The sequence below is a fragment of the Parvularcula bermudensis HTCC2503 genome, assembly GCF_000152825.2.
Taxonomy (GTDB): domain Bacteria; phylum Pseudomonadota; class Alphaproteobacteria; order Caulobacterales; family Parvularculaceae; genus Parvularcula; species Parvularcula bermudensis.
Map to the genome: position 1 here is coordinate 842,050 of NC_014414.1, position 23,232 is coordinate 865,281.

25 protein-coding genes are annotated in these 23,232 nt (G+C 62.0%); 6 read left to right on the plus strand and 19 right to left on the minus strand.

What is annotated here, in order from left to right; translation table 11 throughout:
• The 10 genes from PB2503_RS04100 to PB2503_RS04145 form a co-directional block, all read right to left on the minus strand.
• Complete coding sequence (locus tag PB2503_RS04100; RefSeq protein ID WP_013299962.1) at positions 1–759, minus strand: HesA/MoeB/ThiF family protein; 759 nt, start codon at positions 757–759, stop codon at positions 1–3.
• Complete coding sequence (dut, locus tag PB2503_RS04105; protein ID WP_013299963.1) at positions 756–1,217, minus strand: dUTP diphosphatase; 462 nt, start codon at positions 1,215–1,217, stop codon at positions 756–758. The genes PB2503_RS04100 and dut overlap by 4 nt, the downstream gene beginning before the upstream one ends.
• Positions 1,214–2,545 (minus strand): bifunctional folylpolyglutamate synthase/dihydrofolate synthase, encoded by a 1,332-nt coding sequence (locus PB2503_RS04110; protein WP_013299964.1) that lies wholly within the window; start codon positions 2,543–2,545, stop codon positions 1,214–1,216. Before PB2503_RS04110 ends, dut begins: the two co-directional genes overlap by 4 nt.
• The gene (gene accD, locus PB2503_RS04115; protein ID WP_013299965.1) at positions 2,545–3,525 is read right to left on the minus strand and encodes an acetyl-CoA carboxylase, carboxyltransferase subunit beta; all 981 of its coding nucleotides are present in this window, start codon (positions 3,523–3,525) and stop codon (positions 2,545–2,547) included. Before accD ends, PB2503_RS04110 begins: the two co-directional genes overlap by 1 nt.
• Entirely contained in the window at positions 3,522–4,349 is an 828-nt protein-coding gene (gene trpA / locus PB2503_RS04120; RefSeq protein ID WP_013299966.1) for a tryptophan synthase subunit alpha, read from the minus strand. The genes accD and trpA overlap by 4 nt, the downstream gene beginning before the upstream one ends.
• Positions 4,350–4,399: 50 nt before the next feature.
• Complete coding sequence (locus PB2503_RS04125; protein ID WP_013299967.1) at positions 4,400–4,579, minus strand: hypothetical protein; 180 nt, start codon at positions 4,577–4,579, stop codon at positions 4,400–4,402.
• Between the two features lie 134 nt (positions 4,580–4,713).
• Entirely contained in the window at positions 4,714–5,976 is a 1,263-nt protein-coding gene (gene trpB / locus PB2503_RS04130; RefSeq protein WP_013299968.1) for a tryptophan synthase subunit beta, read from the minus strand.
• 15 nt (positions 5,977–5,991) lie between these two features.
• A complete protein-coding gene (locus tag PB2503_RS04135) occupies positions 5,992–6,708 on the minus strand; it encodes a phosphoribosylanthranilate isomerase (RefSeq protein ID WP_013299969.1) in 717 nt (238 codons plus the stop codon).
• Positions 6,677–7,018, minus strand: coding sequence for a LapA family protein (locus tag PB2503_RS04140; protein WP_013299970.1), 342 nt, complete (start codon positions 7,016–7,018; stop codon positions 6,677–6,679). Before PB2503_RS04140 ends, PB2503_RS04135 begins: the two co-directional genes overlap by 32 nt.
• A gap of 9 nt (positions 7,019–7,027) precedes the next feature.
• Positions 7,028–7,369 carry an integration host factor subunit beta gene (locus PB2503_RS04145; RefSeq protein WP_013299971.1) on the minus strand — a complete coding sequence of 114 codons (342 nt, stop codon included), beginning with the start codon at positions 7,367–7,369 and terminating at the stop codon, positions 7,028–7,030.
• A gap of 187 nt (positions 7,370–7,556) precedes the next feature.
• On the opposite strand from PB2503_RS04145, the gene PB2503_RS04150 reads away from it, so the two are divergent.
• Genes PB2503_RS04150 through PB2503_RS04160 form a run of 3 tightly spaced genes read left to right on the plus strand, consistent with a single transcriptional unit; the run spans position 7,557 to position 11,132 of the window.
• Positions 7,557–8,339 carry a class I SAM-dependent methyltransferase gene (locus PB2503_RS04150; RefSeq protein ID WP_013299972.1) on the plus strand — a complete coding sequence of 261 codons (783 nt, stop codon included), beginning with the start codon at positions 7,557–7,559 and terminating at the stop codon, positions 8,337–8,339.
• A 28-nt stretch (positions 8,340–8,367) separates the two neighbouring features.
• A complete protein-coding gene (ubiB, locus tag PB2503_RS04155; RefSeq protein ID WP_148235188.1) occupies positions 8,368–9,861 on the plus strand; it encodes a 2-polyprenylphenol 6-hydroxylase in 1,494 nt (497 codons plus the stop codon).
• A complete protein-coding gene (locus tag PB2503_RS04160; RefSeq protein WP_013299974.1) occupies positions 9,858–11,132 on the plus strand; it encodes a bifunctional phosphopantothenoylcysteine decarboxylase/phosphopantothenate synthase in 1,275 nt (424 codons plus the stop codon). Before ubiB ends, PB2503_RS04160 begins: the two co-directional genes overlap by 4 nt.
• 104 nt (positions 11,133–11,236) lie before the next feature.
• Here the strand turns inward: PB2503_RS04160 and PB2503_RS04165 are convergent, their stop codons facing one another.
• The gene (locus PB2503_RS04165) at positions 11,237–12,157 is read right to left on the minus strand and encodes a TraB/GumN family protein (RefSeq protein WP_013299975.1); all 921 of its coding nucleotides are present in this window, start codon (positions 12,155–12,157) and stop codon (positions 11,237–11,239) included.
• A gap of 113 nt (positions 12,158–12,270) precedes the next feature.
• Positions 12,271–13,257 (minus strand): ABC transporter ATP-binding protein, encoded by a 987-nt coding sequence (locus tag PB2503_RS04170; RefSeq protein ID WP_013299976.1) that lies wholly within the window; start codon positions 13,255–13,257, stop codon positions 12,271–12,273.
• 305 nt (positions 13,258–13,562) lie between these two features.
• Between PB2503_RS04170 and PB2503_RS14515 the strand changes: the two genes are divergently transcribed.
• Together PB2503_RS14515 and PB2503_RS14280 are read left to right on the plus strand one after the other, a co-directional pair.
• Complete coding sequence (locus tag PB2503_RS14515) at positions 13,563–13,787, plus strand: hypothetical protein (RefSeq protein WP_148235189.1); 225 nt, start codon at positions 13,563–13,565, stop codon at positions 13,785–13,787.
• 81 nt (positions 13,788–13,868) lie between these two features.
• Entirely contained in the window at positions 13,869–14,219 is a 351-nt protein-coding gene (locus tag PB2503_RS14280; protein ID WP_013299978.1) for a zinc-finger domain-containing protein, read from the plus strand.
• Here PB2503_RS14280 and PB2503_RS14520 read toward each other — a convergent pair.
• The 7 genes from PB2503_RS14520 to trmD all read right to left on the minus strand — a co-directional run bounded on the left by PB2503_RS14520 (position 14,125) and on the right by trmD (position 20,085).
• Complete coding sequence (locus PB2503_RS14520) at positions 14,125–14,694, minus strand: hypothetical protein (RefSeq protein WP_013299979.1); 570 nt, start codon at positions 14,692–14,694, stop codon at positions 14,125–14,127. The two genes, PB2503_RS14280 and PB2503_RS14520, sit on opposite strands and share 95 nt — an antisense overlap.
• Positions 14,695–14,736: 42 nt before the next feature.
• The gene (locus tag PB2503_RS04185; protein WP_013299980.1) at positions 14,737–15,285 is read right to left on the minus strand and encodes a DUF2244 domain-containing protein; all 549 of its coding nucleotides are present in this window, start codon (positions 15,283–15,285) and stop codon (positions 14,737–14,739) included.
• Between the two features lie 57 nt (positions 15,286–15,342).
• Complete coding sequence (locus PB2503_RS04190; protein WP_049781984.1) at positions 15,343–17,031, minus strand: ArnT family glycosyltransferase; 1,689 nt, start codon at positions 17,029–17,031, stop codon at positions 15,343–15,345.
• Between the two features lie 4 nt (positions 17,032–17,035).
• Positions 17,036–17,812 (minus strand): glycosyltransferase family 2 protein, encoded by a 777-nt coding sequence (locus PB2503_RS04195; protein ID WP_013299982.1) that lies wholly within the window; start codon positions 17,810–17,812, stop codon positions 17,036–17,038.
• A gap of 36 nt (positions 17,813–17,848) precedes the next feature.
• A complete protein-coding gene (locus tag PB2503_RS04200) occupies positions 17,849–18,820 on the minus strand; it encodes a prephenate/arogenate dehydrogenase family protein (RefSeq protein WP_013299983.1) in 972 nt (323 codons plus the stop codon).
• A 131-nt stretch (positions 18,821–18,951) separates the two neighbouring features.
• The gene (rplS, locus tag PB2503_RS04205) at positions 18,952–19,368 is read right to left on the minus strand and encodes a 50S ribosomal protein L19 (RefSeq protein WP_013299984.1); all 417 of its coding nucleotides are present in this window, start codon (positions 19,366–19,368) and stop codon (positions 18,952–18,954) included.
• A gap of 6 nt (positions 19,369–19,374) precedes the next feature.
• A complete protein-coding gene (gene trmD / locus PB2503_RS04210; RefSeq protein ID WP_013299985.1) occupies positions 19,375–20,085 on the minus strand; it encodes a tRNA (guanosine(37)-N1)-methyltransferase TrmD in 711 nt (236 codons plus the stop codon).
• Between the two features lie 152 nt (positions 20,086–20,237).
• Here trmD and PB2503_RS04215 point away from each other — a divergent pair, with 152 nt between their 5' ends.
• Entirely contained in the window at positions 20,238–23,165 is a 2,928-nt protein-coding gene (locus PB2503_RS04215) for a M16 family metallopeptidase (protein ID WP_013299986.1), read from the plus strand.
• The last annotated feature ends 67 nt before the right edge of the window (positions 23,166–23,232 follow it).

Genomic DNA, 23,232 nt, shown 5'->3' on the forward strand with positions numbered 1-23,232 from the left:
TCAGCTGATGGCCGGGGCCCCGCAATCGGGGCAGGCGGGGTCCGCGCGCAATCGCGCCCGGCGCGTCACGCCCCCTAATGTATCAAGGATGAGAAGCTCATCGATCAGCTCCCCCCTCAGGGAGAGCAGGTGCTTGATCGCTTCAAGGGCGGTCAGCGTGCCGACCACGCCCGCCGTTACCCCTAGCACCCCTTGGGTCTCGCAGAGCGCTTCATCCTCCGGGGGTCGAGGAACGAGACAGCGGTAGCAGGGCCCCTCAGGAGCGGATCGCAGGGAGAGGATCTGCCCGTCGAACCGGCCAAGGGCGGCGGAGAGAAGGGGGATGCGCGCGCGGCGGGCGGCCCGGTTGACGAGATAGCGCGGGGCAAAGCGGTCGAGCCCTTCAATGATGAGATCACTTTGCGACAGGAGGCGATCGGCGGTCGCCTCGGTCAGCATAATCGGATGCGGCTCGATGGAGATCTCTGGGTTCAGCGCGCGCAGACGGCGTGCCGCCGCGTCGACCTTTAACTGCCCTAAGTCACCGATCTCGAAGAGGATTTGTCGTTGAAGATTGGACAGTTCAACGTGATCACCATCGATCAGGCGGAGGGTCCCCACCCCGGCGGCGGCAAGATAGGCGAGGATCGGACAGCCGAGCCCTCCAACGCCCACCATGGTGACCCGGGCAGCCTTCAGTTTCTGTTGTCCCTGGCCGCCGATTTCAGGCAGCAAAAGGTGCCGCTTATATCGCTCCCGTTCCTCGGCGCTAAAGCTCACCGCCCGGTCGATCCAAACCCGCCGGTGCCCCGCGCGCTGTCCGGCAAATCGCTGTCAACAAGATGAAAGGCGCCGCGGGTCACAGGGGCGATCACCAATTGCGCAATGCGCTCCCCCCGCTGAACGGTAAAAGGGGCGTCGCCGTGATTGATCAGCAAGACCTTGATCTCGCCGCGATAATCGCTGTCGATCGTGCCGGGGGCGTTGAGGCATGTTACCCCGAACTTTGCCGCTAGGCCGGAGCGGGGCCGCACCTGGGCCTCATATCCGTTCGGGAGAGCCATGCTAAGGCCGGTGGGAATCAACGCCCGCGCCCCGGGGGCCAGTTCGATCGCGGCGTCGTCGGCGACCGCCGCCCGCAGATCGGCCCCCGCGGCCTCTTCGGTCTCGTAGCGCGGAAGCGGCAGCCCTTCGGCATGGGGCAGGTGGCGGAGGGCGATTTCAATCGTTTCGCTCATGAATTTTCCTCGAGAACATGTCCGGCAAGATAGAGGCTGCCGCAGATCAGAATACGGGGCATTCCCTCGCCCGAGCGGCCTGTCTCCTCGACCGCCTGGTCGATGCCCGCCGCGATGTTCTCGACGGGGACGGCGGGCAATCCGGCCTTTTGCGCCATTTCCGCGAGGCGGGATTTCACCACCGGTGTGCCGCTCTTCGCTTCGACGGTAAAGACAGCCGATGCCAAGCCTTCAAAGGCGGCAAAGAACCCCTCTGCATCCTTATTCTCTTGCATCCCGACAATCAAAATCACCGGCCTTGGGGTGTGGTCGTCAAGATCGGCGAGGGCACGGGCCAGGGCGCGGGCGGCATGGGGGTTGTGCCCCCCATCGAGCCATAATTCAGCGTGCTCGCCGGCATGGCGCTGGGCGCGGTCGACCAATGGTCCCCGGGTCAGGCGCTGGAGCCGGGCCGGCCAGAACGCCGTTTCGATGCCATAAGATGCGGTTTGGTCATCGGGCAACAGCCCCCCCGCCTTGAGGGCCGCAACGGCGAGCGCCGCGTTCTCCACTTGATGACTGCCCGCCAGCCGGGGCAATCCGAGGTCGCGAAGGCCGTCTTCGTCTTCATAGACGAGACGCCCGGCTTCTTGCCGAAAGCTCCAATCCTCTCCGTAGACATGGGGGTGAGCCCCGATGGCAAGAGCCCGTGATTTGAGGACAGGCAACGCCTCGTGGCGCTGGGCGCCGGTCACGAAGGCGGCGCCCGCTTTAAGAATCCCCGCCTTTTCAAAGGCGATATCGGCGAGTTCGGTGCCCAGGAAACGCTGATGGTCGAGGGCAATGGGCGTAATGATTGCGGCCCTGGGATGATCGATCACATTTGTGGCATCGAGCCGTCCCCCAAGCCCGGTTTCGAGGATGACCACATCGCCGGCGGTCTCGGCAAAGGCCAAAAAGGCCGAGGCGGTGACCGCTTCGAAATAGCTGAGCGGCAGATCGCCGGCGGCGGCTTCGCAGCGGCCGAGAGTCGCGGCGAGAAGGTCGTCGGATATTGGCTCCCCCGCCAGCGTGATACGCTCGTTGAACCGGACCAAATGGGGCGAGGTGAAGATATGGACCTTGAGGCCGGCAGCCTTAAGGATGCTCCCCAGAAACGCACAGGTCGAGCCTTTGCCGTTCGTTCCCGCGACATGGAGGACGGGGGGAAGGCGATGATGGGGATTGCCCAGCCGGGCCAGGGCTTCTTCGATCCGATCCAGGCCAAGGGTGATCTCAGCGAGGCTACGGGCGGCGAAGCCGTCCAGGATCGCATTGATCTCGGCTTGGGCCGCAGTTTGTGGGATCATTACTCCGCCGCTTTCGGCAGCTCTTCCGTGGGTTGCGCGTCGCTATTGGCGGCATTGTCAATCGCTGGCGGCGCATCGGGGGCGGGCAGCAATTCAGTGGCCGGGGCCTGGGTATGGGATCGCCCGCCGCGCTTCATCAGCACATGGAGGAGTGAGGACAGGCTGTCCCGCATCTCGTGGCGATGCACCACCTGATCCACCATCCCTTTTTCATGGAGATATTCGGAGCGCTGAAAGCCCTCGGGGAGTTTTTCCCGAATGGTCTGTTCGATCACCCGCGGACCGGCAAAGCCGATCAACGCGCCGGGCTCGGCGAAGTGAACATCCCCCAGCATGGCAAAGGAGGCGGTGACCCCGCCCGTGGTCGGATGGGTCAGGACCACGATGTAGGGCAGGCCGGCATCGCGCAGCATTTGCACGGCGATCGTTGACCGGGGCATTTGCATGAGGGACAGAATCCCTTCTTGCATCCTGGCGCCGCCGGACGCGGTGAAAAGGATAAGCGGGGCTTTGGCGACCAGCGCTTCTTCGGCCGCTTTCACGAGACCCTCGCCCAGGGCCATGCCCATGGAGCCCCCCATAAAGGCGAAATTCTGGACCCCGGCTATGGTCGGCAGACCGTGCAGGCTGCCCTTGCCGACGATCAGCGCATCGGGCTCGCCCGTCTTGCGGCGGCTATCGCGCAAGCGATCGGCGTAGCGTTTGGTATCCTTGAAGCGGAGCGGATCGTCGGTGACGCCCGGCAGCTTCACTTTTTCCCATTTCCCGTTGTCGAACAGGCTTTCCAGACGCGCGGCCGGGGAGATCCGGCCGTGGTGGTTACAATTGGGACAGACCTGGAGGGCAGCCTCGAGATCTTTGTTAAACGTCATCTCGCCGCAGGACGGACAGCTCGACCACAGCGAGGCGTTTCCGTCGTCCTCGCGATGACGGAAGATCTTCTTGATACCGGGAGGGGTAATGTCGGACAGCCAGTTCATCGGGATACCCTTTCAGACCGCGCGGTCTTAATAGAGTCGGCGAGACGCCGGGTAAATGCAATCGTTTCGTCCATAACACGGCAAGGATCATGCCGATGGGCTTCGATGATCTCCACCAGGGCGGAGCCCACCACGACGGCGTCGGCGGTTTGGGCGATGGTCGCGGCGCGTTCGGGGGTCCTTACCCCAAATCCTACGGCGACAGGCAGACCTGAGCGCGCTTTAAGGCGGCTCACCGCCCTCTCGACACTCGCTTCTTCCCCCGTCTTGCCGCCCGTAACCCCGGCGACGGACACATAATAGACAAAGCCCGATGCGTGGGAGAGGACGGCGGGTAAGCGCGCATCGTCGGTGGTCGGGGTCGCCAACCGTATGAAGTCGAGACCGGCTTCTTTCGCCGGCTTGCAGAACTCTTCATCTTCTTCGGGGGGCAGATCGACGATGATCAGACCGTCGACCCCCGCTTCGGTCGCCGCGGTGAGAAAGCGATCGATTCCGAAGCGATAAAAGGGATTGTAATACCCCATCAACACCAAGGGGGTCCGATCATCCTTCAGGCGAAACGACCTTACTAATTCAAGGGTCTTGCTGAGAGTCTGGCCGCCGGCAAGGGCGCGTTGACCGGCCCGTTGGATCGCCGGTCCGTCCGCCATCGGGTCCGTGAAGGGGACGCCGATCTCGATGATATCGGCCCCCGCTGCGGGCAGGGCGTCGAGCAATTGTCGACAGGTATCAAAATCGGGGTCTCCCCCCATGATGAAGGGGATGAAAGCGGCCCGACCCTCGCGGGAGAGCGCATCGAACGTGTCGGACAAACGAGACATCGCCGCTGTTTGGCGTTTCGGCGAAAGCGGTTCAACAGGATTCGTTGTGATCAGCGCTTCGCGCGCTTTGAGGCCAGGGTCAGAAGCTCGGTAAATTCGTCGGGGACGGGCATCTGGTCGACCTCGCCCAAATCTCCCCGCAACCGCCCACCGATCGACTCGCGAAGCCGACGATCCGCCCGGCGATCCCGCGGGGCGTCATTCCTCGTTTGGCCGTTATGAGCTTTCATCAAAATTGCATCCAACCTTTCAGCTCTACAACGCCGTCACGCCTGAGGCGGTTGCATAGCTGCCCCAGAACATAGAGCGCGAATGCAAAAGTCTCCTTAACCCGGCGGGGTCAGAGAGGCATGTCGATGGGACCCTAGTGACCGGGGGGGTCGATATCGACCCCCAGATGGGCCGCCACGGAGAAGATATCCTTGTCGCCGCGCCCACAGAGATTGAGCAATAGCAGCGCCGATTGGGGCAATTGGGCCGCTTTATCAACGGCACGAGCGAGGGCGTGCGCAGGCTCCAGCGCAGGGATAATGCCCTCAAGGCGCGAGAGCAGGGCGAACATGTCGAGGGCCTCCCTGTCGGTGGCATTCTGATAGGTCACCCGTCCGGTGGTGTGGAGCCAGGCATGTTCAGGCCCAATTCCTGGATAATCGAGCCCCGCAGAAATCGAATGGCCTTCGGCAATCTGCCCGTCCTCATCCTGGAGGAGGAAGGTACGGTTGCCGTGCAGCACCCCCGGCGCTCCCCCGGCGAGTGATGCGGCGTGATCGCTCGTTTCCAGCCCGCGCCCCGCCGCCTCGACCCCGATGATCTCAACATCTTGGTCGTCGAGAAAGGGGTGGAAGAGGCCGATCGCGTTCGACCCGCCGCCGATACAGGCCATAATCGTATCCGGCAGCCGCCCCTCCCGCTCAAGGATCTGGGCCCGCGCCTCCCGGCCGATCACCGATTGAAAGTCGCGGACCATGGCGGGGTAGGGGTGGGGGCCGGCTGCGGTGCCGATCACGTAGAAGGTGTTGTCGACATTCGTCACCCAGTCGCGCAACGCCTCGTTCATCGCATCTTTTAGGGTGCCGCGCCCGCTCGTCACCGGCACAATCTCCGCGCCGAGCAACTTCATCCTGAAGACATTCGGCTTTTGCCGTTCGACATCCGTCGCGCCCATAAACACGGTGCAGGGAAGCCCAAAAAGGGCGCAGACGGTGGCGGTGGCCACCCCATGCTGGCCCGCCCCGGTTTCCGCGATGATGCGCGTTTTGCCCATGCGATGGGCAAGCAAGACCTGGCCGAGGCAATTATTGATCTTGTGAGCGCCCGTGTGGTTCAGCTCATCGCGCTTGAAGAAAATGCGCGCGCCCTTTCCCGTCGGGGCTGTTTCACGGACATGGGCCGTCAGGCGCTCCGCTTCGAAGAGTGGGGAGGGGCGACCAACATAGTCGCGGGCATAGCGATCGATCGTGGCTTGAAAATCGGGATCGGCCTTTGCCTCTTCATAGGCGCGCTCCACCGAAAGGATGAGAGGCATCAAGGTTTCCGCTACGAAACGACCTCCGAAAATACCGAACCTTCCCCGCTGATCGGGGCCGTTGCGGAAGCTGTTCGGGGGCAGGGTGTCGGTGGCGGTCATGAAGAGCTCATGGGGTCAGAGAGGGCGAGCATCGCGCATAGCAGCGCGGGCGCGTTCGACAAAGGCGACAATCTTTGCCGGGTCCTTCTGCCCTTTCTCGGCTTCGACCCCACTCGAAACGTCGACCCCTGCAAATTGGGGGTGGCTCGCCGCCACCCTAATTGCCTGAGTGACATTCTCGGGGGTCAAGCCGCCGGCCAGCAGAAAGGGGAGGCTCCCTCGATAGGCGGCCAGGACCGACCAGTCGAAGGGCGTGCCATGCCCCCCCTGATATCGCGCGCCCTCCGGCGGTTTGGCATCGAATAGCAGACCGTCGGCGCGGGGCAGGACGTCATCGCCAATATCCCTAGCGGTGCTGACGGCGCGGGCCGCCAGGATCGGGATGTGGACGGCGGCGCCGATGGCCTCGACCAGGGCGGGCTCCTCCGCGCCATGGAGCTGCAGGGCATCGAGGGGCAGGGCTTGTGCGAGGGACGCGAGGGCGTCAGGGCCTTGCCCAGCGACGAGGGCGACGGCTCGAAGGCCCAGGGCCTTTGCCGCATCGACCAGTGGCTTGGCCTCAGCAAGGCTGCCGACATAGCGAGGTGACGCGGGGACGAAGACAAAGCCCGCAAGGCTGGCCCCCGCTTGCGCTGCGGTTTCGATCATGTCGATCGAGCGAAGCCCGCAAATCTTGATCTCGCCGGAAAGGACGAGCCGATTAGGATCGGAGGGCGGGGAGCTTTGAGCCACGGGCGCCGATGGGAGAATTGGTTGCGAGCTGCAATTCCTGCTCGAGCCGCTTGATCTCTTTTTTGCGTTTCTGTGCCTTATCCCTGACCCCGCGGCTTGAGAGCCACATGCCGAAAGCACCGAGGCAAAAGCCAATCACGAGGGTGAACATAAGGGCGGCCCAAAGCGGCATAGGCCCAAGGAAAAAGGCGGGGTCATCCGTGCTGATGGGATCCATGCTGATCAGTACGGGACGACGATTGGCGACAAGGAACAGCAATAACGCAAGCCCCAAGACCAAAAACAGAGCGTAGGAAATATAACGGCGCATGGGCGCCGATTACCGACTTTCTGCGTGGCGCGCCACATCTTGCTGCGCCATCATTGGCGCGACGAGGTCGGTTTTTTTATTCAGCCGCTCCCGCATCTCTTTACCGGCCTTGAAAAACGGTACCCATTTCTCCTCGACCTCGACACTCTCGCCGGTGCGGGGATTCCGACCGGTCCGTGCCTCCCGATATTTGACGGAGAATGTACCAAAGCCGCGCAGTTCGACCCGGTCCCCCTGCTCCAACGCGGTCGAGATATGGTCGAATATCGCCGAGACGAGTTTTTCCACATCCTTCATGAAGAGATGCGGGTTCTCCGCCGCGAGCTGCTGAACCAATTCCGATTTGATCATTAAAGGCGTCCTTCTCCCCAGCCGACTGTACGCCAACCCCCTCGTTGAACTCCCCGGAGGGGGAAATGCCGATCATGAACCTATGTTATAGAGATAGGTCGCAAGCCATGACAATCCTGTGAGAACACGGGTTTGCCACTCGCGCTGCGAAAAGCCATGTATGAGGCGTAAAAAAGGGCTGCCTCCCATGAACACCGTCAGTTTCGGTCGCCGTCAGGTTGAAGAGCAAGAAAAAGAACACCTTGTTCGGGCGGTATTCGACTCCGTCGCGCCGCAATATGATTTGATGAATGACCTGATGTCCGCCGGCATTCACCGAATCTGGAAATCGGTGCTTCTCGACCGGCTTGCCCCCCAGCCTGGCCAGACCCTCCTCGATGTGGCGGGCGGTACGGGGGACATTGCCGAGGGGTTCCTGGCCCGTGCGGCGGCCCGCAACCCCCGCGGGCGTTCGCCGGCGACAGCCATCGTGATGGACATCAATCACAGCATGTTGGTGGCGGGGGCCGAACGCACCAAGCGTCCCGAGGACAAGACGCTGGTGGCCGAGGACGGCTCCCCCCTCCTGCGGGTCTGCGGGAATGCCGAAGAGCTTCCCTTTCCGGATCGTTCCGTCGATAAAGTGACGATTGCGTTCGGTATTCGCAATGTTACGCGCCGCGCCGCGGCGCTTGCGGAGTTCCATCGGGTACTGAAGACCGGCGGGCAGTTCATCTGCCTTGAGTTTTCCCGCCCTATCACCGCGACAATGGAAAAGCTCTACTATCTGTATGCAGAGAACATGATCCCCCGTCTGGGGGCGTGGGTGGCCAAGGACCGAGACAGCTACGATTATCTCGTCGAAAGCATTAAGCGCTTTCCGCCGCAGGACGCCTTTGCCCTTGAGGTGCAGGGGGCGGGCTTCCAGCGGGTCAAGGTCGAGAACATGTCCGCAGGGGTCGCCTCGCTTCATTCGGGGTGGAAATACTAACGTGGTGCTGCGCCGGATAGCGGATCTTATGCGGCTGGCGAGGGCCGGGTGGGTATTGTCCCGCCACGATGCGCTGGTGCCGAAGGAATACGCCGATCAGGTGCCGATGCCTGTCCGCCTATTTGGCAGCCTCTCCCGTATTGGGGCAGAGGGCCGTGGTCTGCGTCCCGGTCAGCGTCTTGCCAAGGCGCTGGCGGGTCAAGGCCCTGCTTATGTAAAGCTCGGACAACTCCTTGCGACGCGCCCCGACATTGTCGGGTTTGAGGTCGCCAACGATCTCACGGCCCTTCAGGACCGGATGGAGGCCGTGCCCCACGCCGTTGCGATCGCCGAAGTCGAAAAAGCGCTCGGCGCGCCGATCGACACCTTGTTTTCGACGTTCTCGGAGGCCGTCGCGGCGGCCTCCGTGGCCCAGGTTCACAAAGCGCGCCTTCCCTCCGGCGAGGAGGTTGCCGTCAAATTGCTCCGTCCCGGTATCGAGAAACGGGCCGCGCAGGATTTTCGCGCCTTTTTGATGGGGGCCAAGATTGTCCAGCGTCTGGTTCCCCCCGCCCGGCGGATGGAGCCGGTCAAGTTTGTCCGGACCCTGCAAAGTGCGGCTGAGATTGAACTCGATTTGCGGATCGAGGCAGGGGCAGCCTCTGAATTGAAGGAAAACCTACAGGAGACTGAAGGTGTCCGTATCCCCGATATTGTCTGGGATCGGACGGCTCGCCGTGTACTCACCCTTGAGTGGGTAGAGGGGGTCTCCGTCAGCAATCAAGAGGCGATCATGGCGCGCGGCGTCGATCCATCGGCCCTGGCGCGCCTCGTGATGCGGTGTTTCCTGACCCAGGCCCTCAATTTCGGGTTTTTTCACGCCGACATGCACCAGGGCAATATGTTCGTCGACGAACAAGGGCGTCTGGTATTGATCGATTTCGGCATTATGGGTCGTCTCGACGAAGAGGCGCGATCGGTGTTTGCCGAAATCCTCTACGGCTTCATCCGACGAGACTATCGCGCGGCGGCCCAAGCGCATTTCGATGCGGGCTATGTCCCCTCACACTACAGCGTAGCGGCTTTTTCGACGGCTCTTCGGTCCGTGGGCGAGCCGATTTTTGGCCGCAATGCGGAGGCCGTCGACATGTCGCGCGTCCTTCAGCAATTGTTCGATGTGACCGAAGTTTTTGACATGCACCTTAGGCCAGAACTCGTCCTATTGCAGCGAACGATGGTGGTGGTTGAAGGTGTGGCGCGGATTATCGACCCACGGATCAATCTTTGGGAAACGGCAGAGCCCGTGGTGAGAGACTATGTGGCCGAACGTGTGGGCCCGCGCTCTTTGTTGAAAAGTGCCAAGCGGAATGGCGAGGCTGCCCGCCGTCTTTTTGAGGCGTTCCCCGATTTTGCCGCGGCGGCGGAGCGTGCGGCGGAACAAATCCTCGATAGTGGGGTCGAGTTGTCCGACGATACCGTCGATCGTCTGGCCGCTGCCTTAAAAGGCCGAAAACGGACGAAAAGAGAGGTGAATGCCGCATGACAGCCGACATGACGGGGAAACGAATTCTATTGATTATTGGTGGGGGCATTGCGGCCTATAAGGCTCTCTATCTGATTCGGCTGCTCAAATCGCGCGGCGCGGCCGTTACGGGGGTTCTGACCCAAGGCGGAGAGGCGTTTGTCACGCCCCTTTCCGTGGGGGGGCTGACCGGAAAAATATGCTATACGGACTTGTTCGATTTGACCGCAGAAGCTGAGATGGGGCACATCGAACTCAGTCGCGCGGCGGATCTCATCGTTGTTGCGCCGGCCACCGCGGATCTGCTCGCGAAAGCGGCGCATGGCCATGCCAGCGACCTTGCCTCGACGATCATGTCGGCGACCGACAAACCCATTCTTTTCGCGCCTGCGATGAATGTCCGAATGTGGACGAATGCCGCAACCCAGCGAAATGTCTCACTGCTTTCAGGCGATGGTGCCTTTTTCGTCGGTCCCGAAGAAGGAGATATGGCGTGCGGTGAATATGGTCCCGGCCGCATGGCCGAGCCGGAGGACATCGCGGCGGCGATTGAGGGACTTCTTGGGGGCGGCGATCAGGCGCCGGATACGCGCCGCGCCCTCACAGCGCCCGACGGCCACGCGCACCTGCCGGGGGGGGACCTGTCCGGACGGACGATCCTCATCACTGCGGGGCCAACCCATGAACCCCTCGATCCGGTGCGCTATCTCGCCAATCGGTCCTCGGGTAAACAGGGCTACGCGCTAGCCTGTGCGTGTCGCGATGCCGGTGCGCGCGTCACCCTCGTAAGCGGGCCCACAGCCTTATCTCCCCCGAGCGGTGTCCGGTTCATCGGGGTCGAGACGGCCCGTGAGATGGAGGCGGCATGCCTTGAGGCCCTGCCCGTCGATGTCGGTATTTTTTGTGCCGCCGTTGCGGATTATCGGCCTGAGATCGAGACGGCCCATAAGATCAAGAAAGAGCGTGGCGGTTTGAGTAGCATTCCGTTGACGGAGAACCCCGATATTCTCAAATCCGTGTCAAGAATGTCTGGGGAGCATCGGCCGACCTTGGTTATCGGCTTTGCGGCTGAAACCGATGATGTGATCGGTCATGCCGAAGCCAAGCGCCTGCGTAAGGGCTGTGACTGGATTGTGGCAAATGATGTCAGTCCCGGGACCGATACAATGGGGGGCGACAACAATACCATCACGATCCTTACGGATAATGGGGAAGAGACCCTGCCGCAAATGTCAAAGGACGACGTGGCGCGCGCGCTGGTGAGCCGGATCGTTGCTGCGTTCGATGACTGACGCCATGGCTTGGCAGGCCGGTGGGGGCGCTCGCCCTCGCCCATAGATATCGAGATGCCGGTGTGCGGGTCCGGCATTTTTGCGCGTCCAGCATTAGGGGCGGGTCAGTTCGGCACCCGTTCGACGGCATAGCCTTCTGCCTCCAGCACCTCTTGGAGAGAGCCCTCCCCCCCCAAATGCCCAGCGCCGACCGCAACGAGAAAGACCCCTTCCTCCTCCTCGATCAATTGCGAAAGCGTCTCGGCCCAGGCAATATTTCGGTCATCGAGCAGGCGCTCTTTTAGAATAGGTGTCGCCTCCCACGCTTCCGTCATGACTGCGCCTAGTGCTTCGGCATCGCCAGACCACCATAGGCCTACGAGTTCGGCGAAATAATGCTCTGTGTCTTGAAGTTCATCGATCCCTTCAATCATGGAGTCGGCCCAGGCTTCGTCGGGAATGCCGATCAACACCTCCAATTGCTCGGGGAGAGTTTCGAAATATCGCCGCTCTTTTCCCTCTGCCTTGGCCCGCTCGATCAGCATCATGTCGACCCCAGCCGTCGGGTCGCCGCCTAGATTCATCAGGGCACGCTGTGCAATCTGGATGCTGGCCAACCAGGGCCGGATATTGGCAAAGACCGATAAGGTCAGGCCCAACTCGTCCAAGGCATCGTTGAGGGAGGCTTTCTCCGCCGATGAAAAGAAGCTTGAGAGGGTCCGCCCATCGGTGAGAATACCCTCACGCATCACGATGGCAGAGGCTGCCTGGCTGGCCTCGGGGGAGGTCACGTCGGCTTCGAAATAAACGGCATCCGCCGAGCCCCATGCCCGCTGAAAGGCGGGGGTTTCCCAGTCGAGGCCCGGCTGGAGGATGTGCACCGTGCCCATCATGTAGATCGTGGTGTCTTCGTCCCCGGTCTGAAAGATGGCGATAGACGATGGTCCGGCAGTCGCGGCCTCAAGGGTATTGCTCGGCTCAGAGAGGCTAGGCAAGGCCTGGAGGGCAACCAAGGACGCAGAGAGGGAAAGGACAAAGGGCAGCATAGAAAAGCTTCTTTCAAACTATTGGGGGAGGGATCGCCCCCCCGAATCGTACCCTATCATTCTACCATAACTCAGATCGCAGTTGGGATTACCGTTAGGTGGGTTCACCGATCTCAGGCGCCGACAGGCCGCTTGTCGCTGTGATAGGTCATTTCCAGAAACACGTCTTCGAGATCGGCTTCGAGGACGGACAGATCCTTCACCTGGACATCGGCGGCATTGAGACCGGACAGGATATCGGCGATACGCACGCGACTCGGCGCGTAATGGATATAGATCGCGCCGGCGCGCAGCTCGACATCACAGGCGCCACCTAGGGCCGGCGCGGTCTCGACCGGGCGTTCAGGGACGACCATCAGGGTCTTGCGATCGAGGCTTGCGATCAGTTCGGTCTTCGGCTTGACGGTCTTGACTTCGCCCTCGTGGATAATGCCGATCGTGTCGCACAATTCCTGGGCTTCCTCCAGATAATGCGTGGTCAGAATGATGGTCACACCCCGGGCGTGCATCTCTTGAACCTGGTCCCATAATTGTTTGCGCAGTTCGATATCGACCCCAGCGGTGGGTTCGTCGAGGATGAGGACAGGGGGGTTGTGCACGATGGCTTTTCCGACAAGGAGCCGGCGTTTCATCCCTCCAGAGAGCATCCGGACATAGGCATCGGCCTTGTCCTCAAGGCCAAGGGCGCGAAGGATCTCCATCGTGCGGCGTTCCGATTTCGGGACGCCGTAGAGCCCGGCTTGAATTTCAAGCCCTTCCTTAGGGGTGAAAAAAACGTCGGTCGCGATTTCTTGCGGGACGACACCGATCGAGGCCCGGGATTGCCGCGGATTCTTGTCGATATCGAAGCCCCAGATCGACACGTCCCCACTGGTTTTCGTGACGAGCCCCGCGAGAATGTTGATGAAGGTCGATTTGCCAGCACCGTTCGGCCCGAGCAGGCCAAAGATAGACCCCCGGGGAATAGCGAGGTCGATGCCTTTCAACGCCTCCTTCGGGGGGGATTTTTTCGTTCCCGCATAAACCTTCCTGAGACCCCTTGCCACGATCGCAGCGGGCAGGTCGGGGCGTAGGGGGGGAGGGCGGTGATCGTCGGCCATAGGCTGGGGTCTCCTCTCCCCAGCCCCCCTCGTCAAGCAGCGGCGCGCCCATGGGATCGACTTCTGCGGACAGATGAAAATTGTCCTTACTTTTCTTAGGGTTTCTCAAGCTGCCTCTCATAAAAGGCCTATTGGGGGGAGGAGCGTAGGGCATCATGGGTGCGGTGGAGACGAGGGCGGATGAACAACGGACGGCATTAGGGCTGTCACCGCGTCAGCTGTTTCTTTGGGGCGGCTTACTTCTGCTCTTAGGATTTCAGGCAGGACGGGCACAGATTTCGCCGTCACATTTAATGATGCCTGTTGTGCTCTTTCTTATCCACGTGGCGCTGTCGCTTCGTCACCTTGATCGGGACCGGCGGCGCGAGGAACCGATCCAGCGCCTCAAACTTACCCGGCACCTTGCGCGACGCCTGACGGCGGAGGAGCAAAAGTGCTTTCTGTCTCTCTCCGTGGAGCGGCAGCGGACGGTTATGAAATGGCCACCGAAAAAGCTGAAGGCGTATCTGGCCGCTCGCCGAGAGGAGTGACGCGCCACCGCGAAACCCCCTTGCCCCGCGGGGACGAAAACAGCAGGACGGTTCGCGACGTTTTTCCTCGAGGACCTCGCCATGACCGACTCGATTGCCGACCAGATCACCGTTCCTCTCGACCGGATACTCGACAAAGTGGCCCACCGGCCCGAGAGCCTAGAAGTGGTTTTCACCGATCAACGCCGCGTGGTGTGCGATGGGCCCGGCGGCGGGCTTGGACATCCGCGTGTCTTCTACACGATCGGGACTGCGGGCTATGCCGAGTGTGGCTATTGCGACCGGGTCTTTGTTTTCGATCCCAGCCGGAAGGGCGAACGGCTCGAAGGGCGCGCGGCTATTCCGGCGTCGCATCCACAGGCGGGGCTGTCCGAGCGCGCCGTACCGCCGCCCGGAGAGATCCTGAAGACCGGCGGTGATAGCGACGCATAAGAAGAGCCGAAAGCGCGATCCAATAGGCCAAGAGGCCGAAGAAATAATAAAAGCCCGACCATCCCTGGACGATATATGCGAGGGTGTCGGGGCTGAACCGCCGAACCAGGGACGCCCCTTGGGCGTTCAGGTGAAGGTCCATCGCGACATCCCCCGGCTGGGGCACCATGCCCGTCGCGGCGGCAAGGGCCGCAAGGCCGGCGAGGGTACCAAGCACGAGAGGACTCCCCAGCACGAACAATACCGTGATGGCGAGAATGTACCCCGGCAGACGTGGCTCCAGCGCATGACAATAGATATCGGCGAACCGGGCCTCTGTGATGCCGGACAAAAAGTCCGGCTCGCTCGACAAATAGCGCTGATAGGTGCTGGCAGCGCCTATCTCCAACTCCCGGTGGACGCGCCGCCGCCACCACCGATAGGCGGCGAAGGCCAATCCGAGCAGCAGCACGGCCGTGGCGAAAACTCCGATCATCCCTCCCCTCTGCCTCAAGGGCTGAAGGCCCGGCAAGGGGATTTACGCAAGCCGACGGGGGGCGAGGACGCGCTCCAGGGCCTCGGCCACTTCACCGCGTTCCTTGGGGGCAAGGAAGCTGCCGATCACAAGGGTCTTGCCGCATTCCCTCAGACAGAGCTGACTGTCATGCTCGATGGGGCGCGCGATATCGATGCGGACGAAAGCCGGGGTCAACTTCCATCGAGTCTCATGGCCCGAGGGAAGGACACGGATCACCCACAGCGCGTCATCGGTCAGGATGAGCCGTTCATGCCGCCGACCCTGTGCGTAGGACAGGCGAAAGGCCAGCCAGACGATCACGATATCGATGCCGCAGAAAATCACGACAGGCCAGGCGCCCACCACGAAATAAATCAACGCATTGATGAGATTAACGGAAATCACGATGGCCATGACGGTGCGAAACCCTGCCCCGCTCAAGGAGCGATTGGGGACCAACAGCGCGTTGAAGGCCAGATCCTCATCCGCCGTCACCGGCGATAAGGGGGCGGATTGATGTCGACCGGCAAGGGTCGGGGGCATGGTCTCAAGGCTGCGGGAATGGGCCATGAGCTAAGGATAGAGCCAGCGTGGGAACGGGAAAAGGGCAGTGATCGTCGCGGGGCCCTAGCGCTGGGCGAGTGCACTGTCGGCGGAGATATAGATCTCCAACAGCAATTGGTCGCCCTTGGCCATATTCAGGCCGGTGACGGTGCCAACCTTTTCCACGGCGAGGTCACTGTCGGCGAGGGCAGTAAAGAACCCGACCTGTTCGGTAATATCGATGATGGCGAGACTGCATTCCGGCGCTGCCACGAGAGCGGCGGCCGCCTGTTCTCCCGTATTGGCCAACAGGGTCTCCGTGCCGAGATGGAAGACGGTCGACGGTTCACGATAGCCGGCGGTGATCGCGCGGCGGGTGGGGCATCCCTCCAGTGAATTAACGATCTTTGCCACTTGAGCAGATGGCCAGAGGGGATCGAGACGCGGAAGTACCCCGCCAAACACCGTGCCATAGAGGCCGATGGCGCCAAGGATGACCGCGGGCAGGGCGCGCCCCCCCATGTCTCCCCGCCGCATGGCGACAAGCCCCCCCGCAACGATCACGGCAAAGACGAGGGCGAGCCCAGTGAACCCCAGGAGGATGTCCGTCCCGACCATTTTTGCGATGATGACCGGCAGGCTGGCGATCACCCCGGTGGCGAGAAGCGCCAGGATCAAGGCGGCACTGTGCAAAATCCGCCCCGCGCGGCCGGCCGCATAGGCGACGCCGTCGCGGGCGCCGAGGGCCGCGAGGAGGGCAAGGGCTGGAAAGGCGGGGAAGATGTAATGGGGCAGCTTGGTGGCGATCAGCTCGAATAACAGCAGCGTCGGGACAAACCACGAGATGAGGAATTGGTGCGCCCGGTCGTCTCGATTCTGCCAGGCTGCGACCCCGGCCAGTCCAAGAAGGGCCGTCCCCGGCCAAAAGGTCAGGGCGAGGAGCAGGGTATGGTAGCCGGGGGGGCCGGCATGGCTGTCATCGCTTTCTGCCACCTTGCCCAAAAGGGCGTGCCCCACCGACTCCATGAAAAAGCCGCCGTCAGTCTGGACGTTGATCGCGACCAACCAGGGGGCGGCAATCGCGACAGCAAGCGCCAGCCCCGGCAAGGGGCGTAATTTCGGCACGACCCGCCAGCCGTCCTTGGTCCACAAGGCAAAGGTCAAAAGGGTGAAGAGGGTTACGAGGCTGACGATCGGTCCCTTGATCATCAAGGCGGCACCGGTGGCCGCCCAGAACAAAGCTGGCCAGCCCCAAAATCGGGGACGGACGGGGCCTGCGGGCACGATCAATCGGAACAGCGCGATCTGCGCCGCCGTGCCCGCCGCCAGCAGCATGGCATCGGTTTTGGCGGTACGCGCCTCGACGGCGGCCATCAGGGTGAGGCCCAGCAGAAGCCCGGCAATGATCCCCGTCATGGCCCCCCCCATGCGGGCGCCGAGCCAGGCGGTCATCGCTGCGGCCGCCAGCACGCCGAGGAGAGAGGGGAGACGGAAGGCCCATATGGGGGCGTCGGGACCGCCAAAGGGCGTCGCGGTCGCCACCTGCATCCAGTAAATCCCGGCGGGCTTGACCCATCTTGGTTGATCCTGAAACCGGATATCGACGTAATCCCCGGTTTCCATCATCTGGATAGAGGCTTGGCTGTAGCGCGCCTCGTCCCGATCGGTGGGGGGGAGGGTGAAAAACCCCGGCAAGAGCGCGACCAGCAGGGTGCCGATCAGCATGAACCAATGGCGCGGGGTCATCGGGTCGTCGGCGGGGGAAGGCCTCACGGTCTTAAATCTTCTCGCTGACGGCGGTAGGGGGGGCCGGTTGATCGGGGCGCTGGAGCTGGGCCACCGACGGGAAGTGGGTCCGGCGCATGAGCCAAAGGACCCCCATCAGATCGCCGATCCCCGCGGCGGCGCGCCCCAGATTGGTGTATTTCGACTCGCCGTGTTGGCGCGGCCGATTGGTCACCGGCACATAGACGGCCTGCTTCTCATAATGCCGGGTAAAGGCCGGCAGATAGCGGTGGAGGGCGTCGAAGAAAGGGAAGGCCAAGAAAAGATCCCGCGGGATGACCTTCAATCCACAGGCCGTATCCGGGCAATCGTCTTTCAAGAGGCGTCGTCGCAGGCCATTGGCGAATTTCGAGGCGTATTTTCGGTCGTCGCCATCGGTCCGCTGCTGCCGGACGCCGCCGACAAGGCCGATGGGCCCGATGGTGCCGAGGTCGATCTCCGCAGCCATCCGCAACAGGTCCTTTGGGTCATCCTGGCCGTCACCGTCCATCGTGCCGATCCACAGGCCCCGGGCTGCCAGGGCACCGGTTCTGAGGGCGGCGCTTTTGCCGCTGCGCCTTGCGTGATGGATGACCCGCAGGGCCTCATGCCGCGCGGCGAGCGTATCGAGCACCGCCTGGGTGCCATCGGTGGAGCCGTCGTCTATCACGATCAGGTCGAGGGGCACCTGTGAGGGGGCCACGTCCAGCACTTCTTCGATCACCGGTCCGATATTCTCCCGCTCGTTGAAGACCGGGATCAGGATGGAAAAAGGAGGCTGCTTGACCATGGGTCCCCCAGAAGCACGAAATCCGCCGCAGCGAAACTAGAACTTCGAGTCATCGGCGCGGCTTGGTGGGCGACGGCCGAAATCGGCGGCGGCGGCATCCTGACCGGCCTCGATAATTTCTCGACGAATCGCGCGGGTTCGCGAGAACAAGTCGTGGAGGGTGGCGCCGTCCCCGTCGCGGATCGCGCGCTGGAGGACGGAGAGATCCTCGGAAAAGCGCCCGAGCATTTCCAGCACGGCGTCCTTGTTCGAAAGAAAGATGTCGCGCCACATGTCGGGATCCGAGGCAGCAATGCGCGTGAAGTCGCGGAAGCCCCCGGCGGAGAATTTGATCACCTCGCTCTTGGTGACGGTTTCGAGGTCGGCGGCGGTGCCGACAATATTATAGGCGATGAGGTGCGGAATATGGCTGGTAATTGCGAGAACGAGATCATGATGCGCCGCGGTCATGATCTCGACGGTCGCGCCGAGCTGCTCCCAAAAGGCCGTCAGGCGGGAGAGCGCGTCGGGGTCGCTGCCCTCGGGCGGGGTCAGGATCGACCAGCGCCCGTCGAACAAGCTGGCAAAGCCGGCCTCCGGCCCTGAATTTTCCGTCCCCGCCACCGGGTGGGCGGGCAGCAGGTGTATATGGGCCGGCAGATGCGGGGTCAGCACGTCAAGCGCGACCCCTTTGACCGAGCCGACATCGGAGACGATGGCCCCAGGGCTGAGATGCGGCCCAATCGCCTTCCCGATGGCGTCAAAGGCCCCGACGGGGGTTGCGAGAATAACGAGATCGGCGCCCGTAACGGCGGTCTCCAGATCGGGGGCCAGCGTGTCGATGAACCCGATTTCGAGCGCCTTTTGCCCATTCGGTTGATGACGGTCGACGCCGATGATTTCCCGGGCAGCCCCGGCACGGCGGGTGGCATGGCCGAGGGACGATCCGATGAGCCCAAGGCCGATCAGGCACAGCCGCTCAAAAGGGACGAATGAGGGGGGAGAAAAGGAAGGATCATCGGTCGTCATTGATCACATACTCCCGCCGGTTTCACCGCGCAGATCGCGGTGTCGGACCGTAAAGGGCGGCGGCGGGGTCGCCAAGCCGCCCGGCCCACGCCCTGGCCTCCATCATCGATGGAGGCGCGTAGTGGAGAGGATCAGGCCTTGGACGCTTTGCCCTTGGCTTTGCCTTTGCCCTTTTTGCCCTCGGCTTTGGCGCGGTGATCGACCTTTTCGGTGATCCGCGCAGATTTACCGCGGCGGGAGCGGAGATAGTACAGCTTCGCCCGGCGCACCTTACCGCGGCGGACCACCTCGATCGCCTCGACCAGGGGGGAATAGACGGGGAAAACCCGCTCGACCCCTTCTCCGAAGGAAATCTTCCGAACCGTGAAGCTCTCATTGAGGCCCCGGCCATTCCGCGCGATGCAGACGCCTTCATAGGCCTGCAACCGCTCACGGGTCCCTTCGCGGACACGGACCTGAACGCGGACGGTGTCGCCGGGGGCGAAGGCGGGAATTTCGGCTTTCAACTCGGCAGCGTGCTCGGCTTCGAGCTGCTCAATGATGTTCATGGCGGTCTAGCCCTTGTCATTATCGCCGGATTGGACCCCGCCAAGCAGCAAGTCGGGTCGTCGCGTGCGCGTCAATTTCAGCGATTGATCCCGCCGCCATTCCGCAACCTTTTTGTGGTTGCCCGAAAGCAAAATCTCAGGGATCGACCGCCCTTCAAAGTCCCGTGGCCGTGTATACTGGGGATATTCGAGCAAACCCCGCTCGAAACTCTCCTCGGCCTTGGACGAAGGCGCGCCCAATACACCGGGGACAAGCCGGACGCAAGCCTCGATCATGGCTTGCGCCGCCACTTCGCCGCCGGCGAGCACGAAGTCGCCAAGAGAGATTTCCTCAAGGTCGCGGGCCTCGATGAGGCGCTCGTCGACCCCTTCGAACCGGCCGCAGAGGAACACGGCGCCGGGCCCGCCCGCCAAATGGTGGGCGCGGGCTTGCGTAAACGGTGCCCCCCGGGGGGAGAGGAGAAAGCGCGGCCGAGGATCGTTGGTCCCAAGGCTGTCGAGGGCACGGGCGAGAATGTCGGCACGCATGACCAGCCCCGGCCCTCCCCCCGCCGGGGTGTCGTCCACCGTGTGGTGTTTGTCCGTGGCGAAATCGCGGGGGTTTGCGACATCGAGGGTCCAATGGCCGTCCCGCAGCCCGCGTCCGAGGACGCCGACCCCAAGGACGCCCGGAAAGGCATCGGGATAAAGAGAGATGACGCTTGCGTGCCAGGCCATGGCCCCTTCTGACCTGACCTTACGGCTTCGACAATATCGGTGCTGACGCGCGGTGCGGATCGGGGGCCGCATTGAACGCCCTGCAAAGGGGGCGTAGCCTGTGGCCTGATCGGCGTGCCGACGATCGCGGCGCGTCTCTGAAAGGATTGACCATGGCCCCTCATCGTCTTGGACCCGCTATTTTGTTGATGCTCCTTGCCCTTACGGGGTGCGCAGCGACGGATGGCGGACAAGGGGGGATCGCGTCGGCCTTTGCGCCCTTTGCGCAAAAGGGGGCGGCGGAAGCCGGTCCGATCACTTTGCCAGACGGCGTTGAATGGGTTGAGACCGTCACGGACACCCAAAAGGGGATCGTCATCCCCTACAGCAAATATCGCCTCGATAACGGCTTAACGATCATTCTTCATGAGGATCATTCCGACCCCCTGGTCCATGTCGATGTGACGTATCATGTCGGCTCCGCGCGGGAGCGGCCGGGCCGCTCGGGCTTCGCCCACTTTTTCGAGCATATGATGTTCCAGGGGTCGGTGAACGTCGCCGATGAGGAACACTTCAAGATCGTGTCCGAAGCCGGGGGGACCTTGAACGGTACCACCAATGCCGACCGGACGAATTACTATCAGACGGTGCCGGCCAATCAGCTAGAGAAGATGTTATGGCTTGAATCCGACCGCATGGGCTATCTCCTCCCGGCGGTGACGCGGCAAAAGTTCGAGGTCCAGCGCGCGACGGTCAAGAACGAGCGGGCGCAGCGCTATGACAATGCGCCCTATGGCCTTGTCGGAGAACGGGTGGGCGAGGCCTTCTATCCGGCGGATCATCCCTATCATTGGCCCGTGATCGGGTATACGGAGGATTTGAATGAGGCAACTCTCGCGGATCTTCAGCATTTCTTTCTGCGGTGGTATGGGCCGAATAATGCCGTCCTGACCATTGGCGGCGATCTTGACCCGGAACAGACCCTCGCTTGGGTCAAGAAATATTTCGGCGGCATCCCAAGAGGACCTAAGGTGCAGACGGTCGCCCCTGAGCCGATTGCCTTGGATCAAGACCGCTACATTACGCTGGACGACGATGTCGCCTTGCCGCTGATTTATATCGCAATGCCCACGGTGCATGCGCGCCATCCCGATGAGCCGGCGCTTGATGTGCTGGCGTCTATCCTTGGCGATGGTCGAACGTCACTTTTCTACAAGAACCTCGTTCGCGACGGTCTCGCGGTCCAAGCGGAGACGGGCCATCCGTGCCGAGAGCTTGCGTGCCAATTTACCCTTTATGCGCTCCCCAATCCTGCCGCGGGCGTCAGTCTGGCGGACCTTGAGCAGCGCATCCGAGCGAGCTTCGATGAATTCGAAGAACGCGGCGTCTTGCCGGACGATTTGGCCAGGGTGAAGGCGCAGATCAGGTCGCGGTTGATCTTTGGTCTGGAGAGTGTTTCCGGCAAGGTCAGCCAACTCGCTTTCTTCGAGACCTTTGCGGGCACCCCGAATTATATCGCGCAGGAATTGGCGCGGTATGAGGCCGTCACGGAAGAGGACGTCATGGCCGCCTATCGTCGCTATCTGAAAGATCAGTCAGCGGTTATTTTGTCCGTCCTGCCGGAGGGGCAGGACATTGCCCCCGCCTCCGCCGCAAATTGGCAACGCCCAGCGCCACCGCAGGCGTCAGCACCGACGGCCAGCCTCGATTATCGGGCGCCGGTGGATGACTTTGATCGTCGCAAGGCTCCTCCCGCCAGCCAGTCCGTATCCGTTATTCCGCCCATGATCTGGCGGGATAGTTTGGACAACGGTATTCCGGTTATCGGTGCGATCAATGACGAAGTGCCGACCACGGCCCTGACCCTGCGCCTGAATGTCGGTCAACTTGACGAGCCCCTGACCAAGCTGGGCTTGGCTGCGTTGACCGCCTCAATGCTGAATGAGTCGACCGAAGGATCGAGTAACGAAGCATTGTCCAATCGGCTCGATAAGCTGGGGTCGCAGATTTCGGTATCCTCCGGTAATCGCTATTCAAGCTTGACGGTCAGGAGTCTGACGGAAAATTTGGATGAGACCTTGGACATTGCATGGGAGCGTTTGTTCACCCCCGGCTTTGACGAGGCGGATTTTGAGCGGGTGAAGTCCCAGACCATTGAGGGTATCCGCGCCGCGAAAAAAGACCCAAGCAGCGTTGCCGATCAGGTCTTCAGCCTCACCCTTTACGGGCAGGACAACGCCTTTTCCTGGTCGGATGCGGGGCTGGAGGAGACAGTGGCGTCCCTGACGCTCGACGATGTGAGGGCGTTCTACGCTGAATTTTATCGCGCAGGGGCGGCCAGTGTGGCGGTCGTCTCCGATCTTCCGCGGGGGGAGGTGATGGCGTTGCTTTCCCCGCTTGAGGATTGGCAGGGCGATCGTCCGCCCCCCACCCCAATGGCGGCATTTCCGCGTCTCGAAACCGGCAAGATCTATCTCGTCGACAAGCCGGGGGCGACGCAGTCGGAAATCAGGATCGGGCGACGGGCCATGCCCTTTGACGCGACGGGGAGATATTATCGGGCGGGTCTTGTAAACTATCCTCTCGGGGGCGCATTTAACAGTCGGATCAATCTCAATCTGCGTGAGGATAAAGGGTACACTTACGGTGCGCGGACCGGTTTTTCCGGCGAGCGAGAGTTCGGCCGGTTTGTGGCGCGCGCTGGTGTCAGGACGGATGTCACGGGCCCCTCGATCCGTGAGTTTTTGGATGAAATCCATCTCTATGCCGATCAGGGTCCGACCGCTGAAGAAGTCTCGTTCACAAGGCAGGCCATTGGTCAGTCGACGGCGCGAGATTACGAGACTCCTCGACAAAAACTCGGGTTTCTTTCTTTGCTTCAAACCTACGACCTCAAGCCCAGCTTCGTTGAGGCGCAGAAACGTATTCTCGACACCCTTACGGAGGCGGAGGCCGATCAATTAGCCACGGATCTTTTCTCCGAAGAGGTGACGATTGTCGTCGTCGGGGATCGGGAGGCGATCGCCGATCAACTCTCCGTGTTCGAGCGGGAGATCGTGCTGCTCGACGAGAATGGGCGCCGCGTGGACGAAGGGTCCTAAAGCCTTTTCAAGCGAAGGCGGCACCGGCTCGCCTAAAGAAAATGCGATGACCAAAGATGTGAGAGGC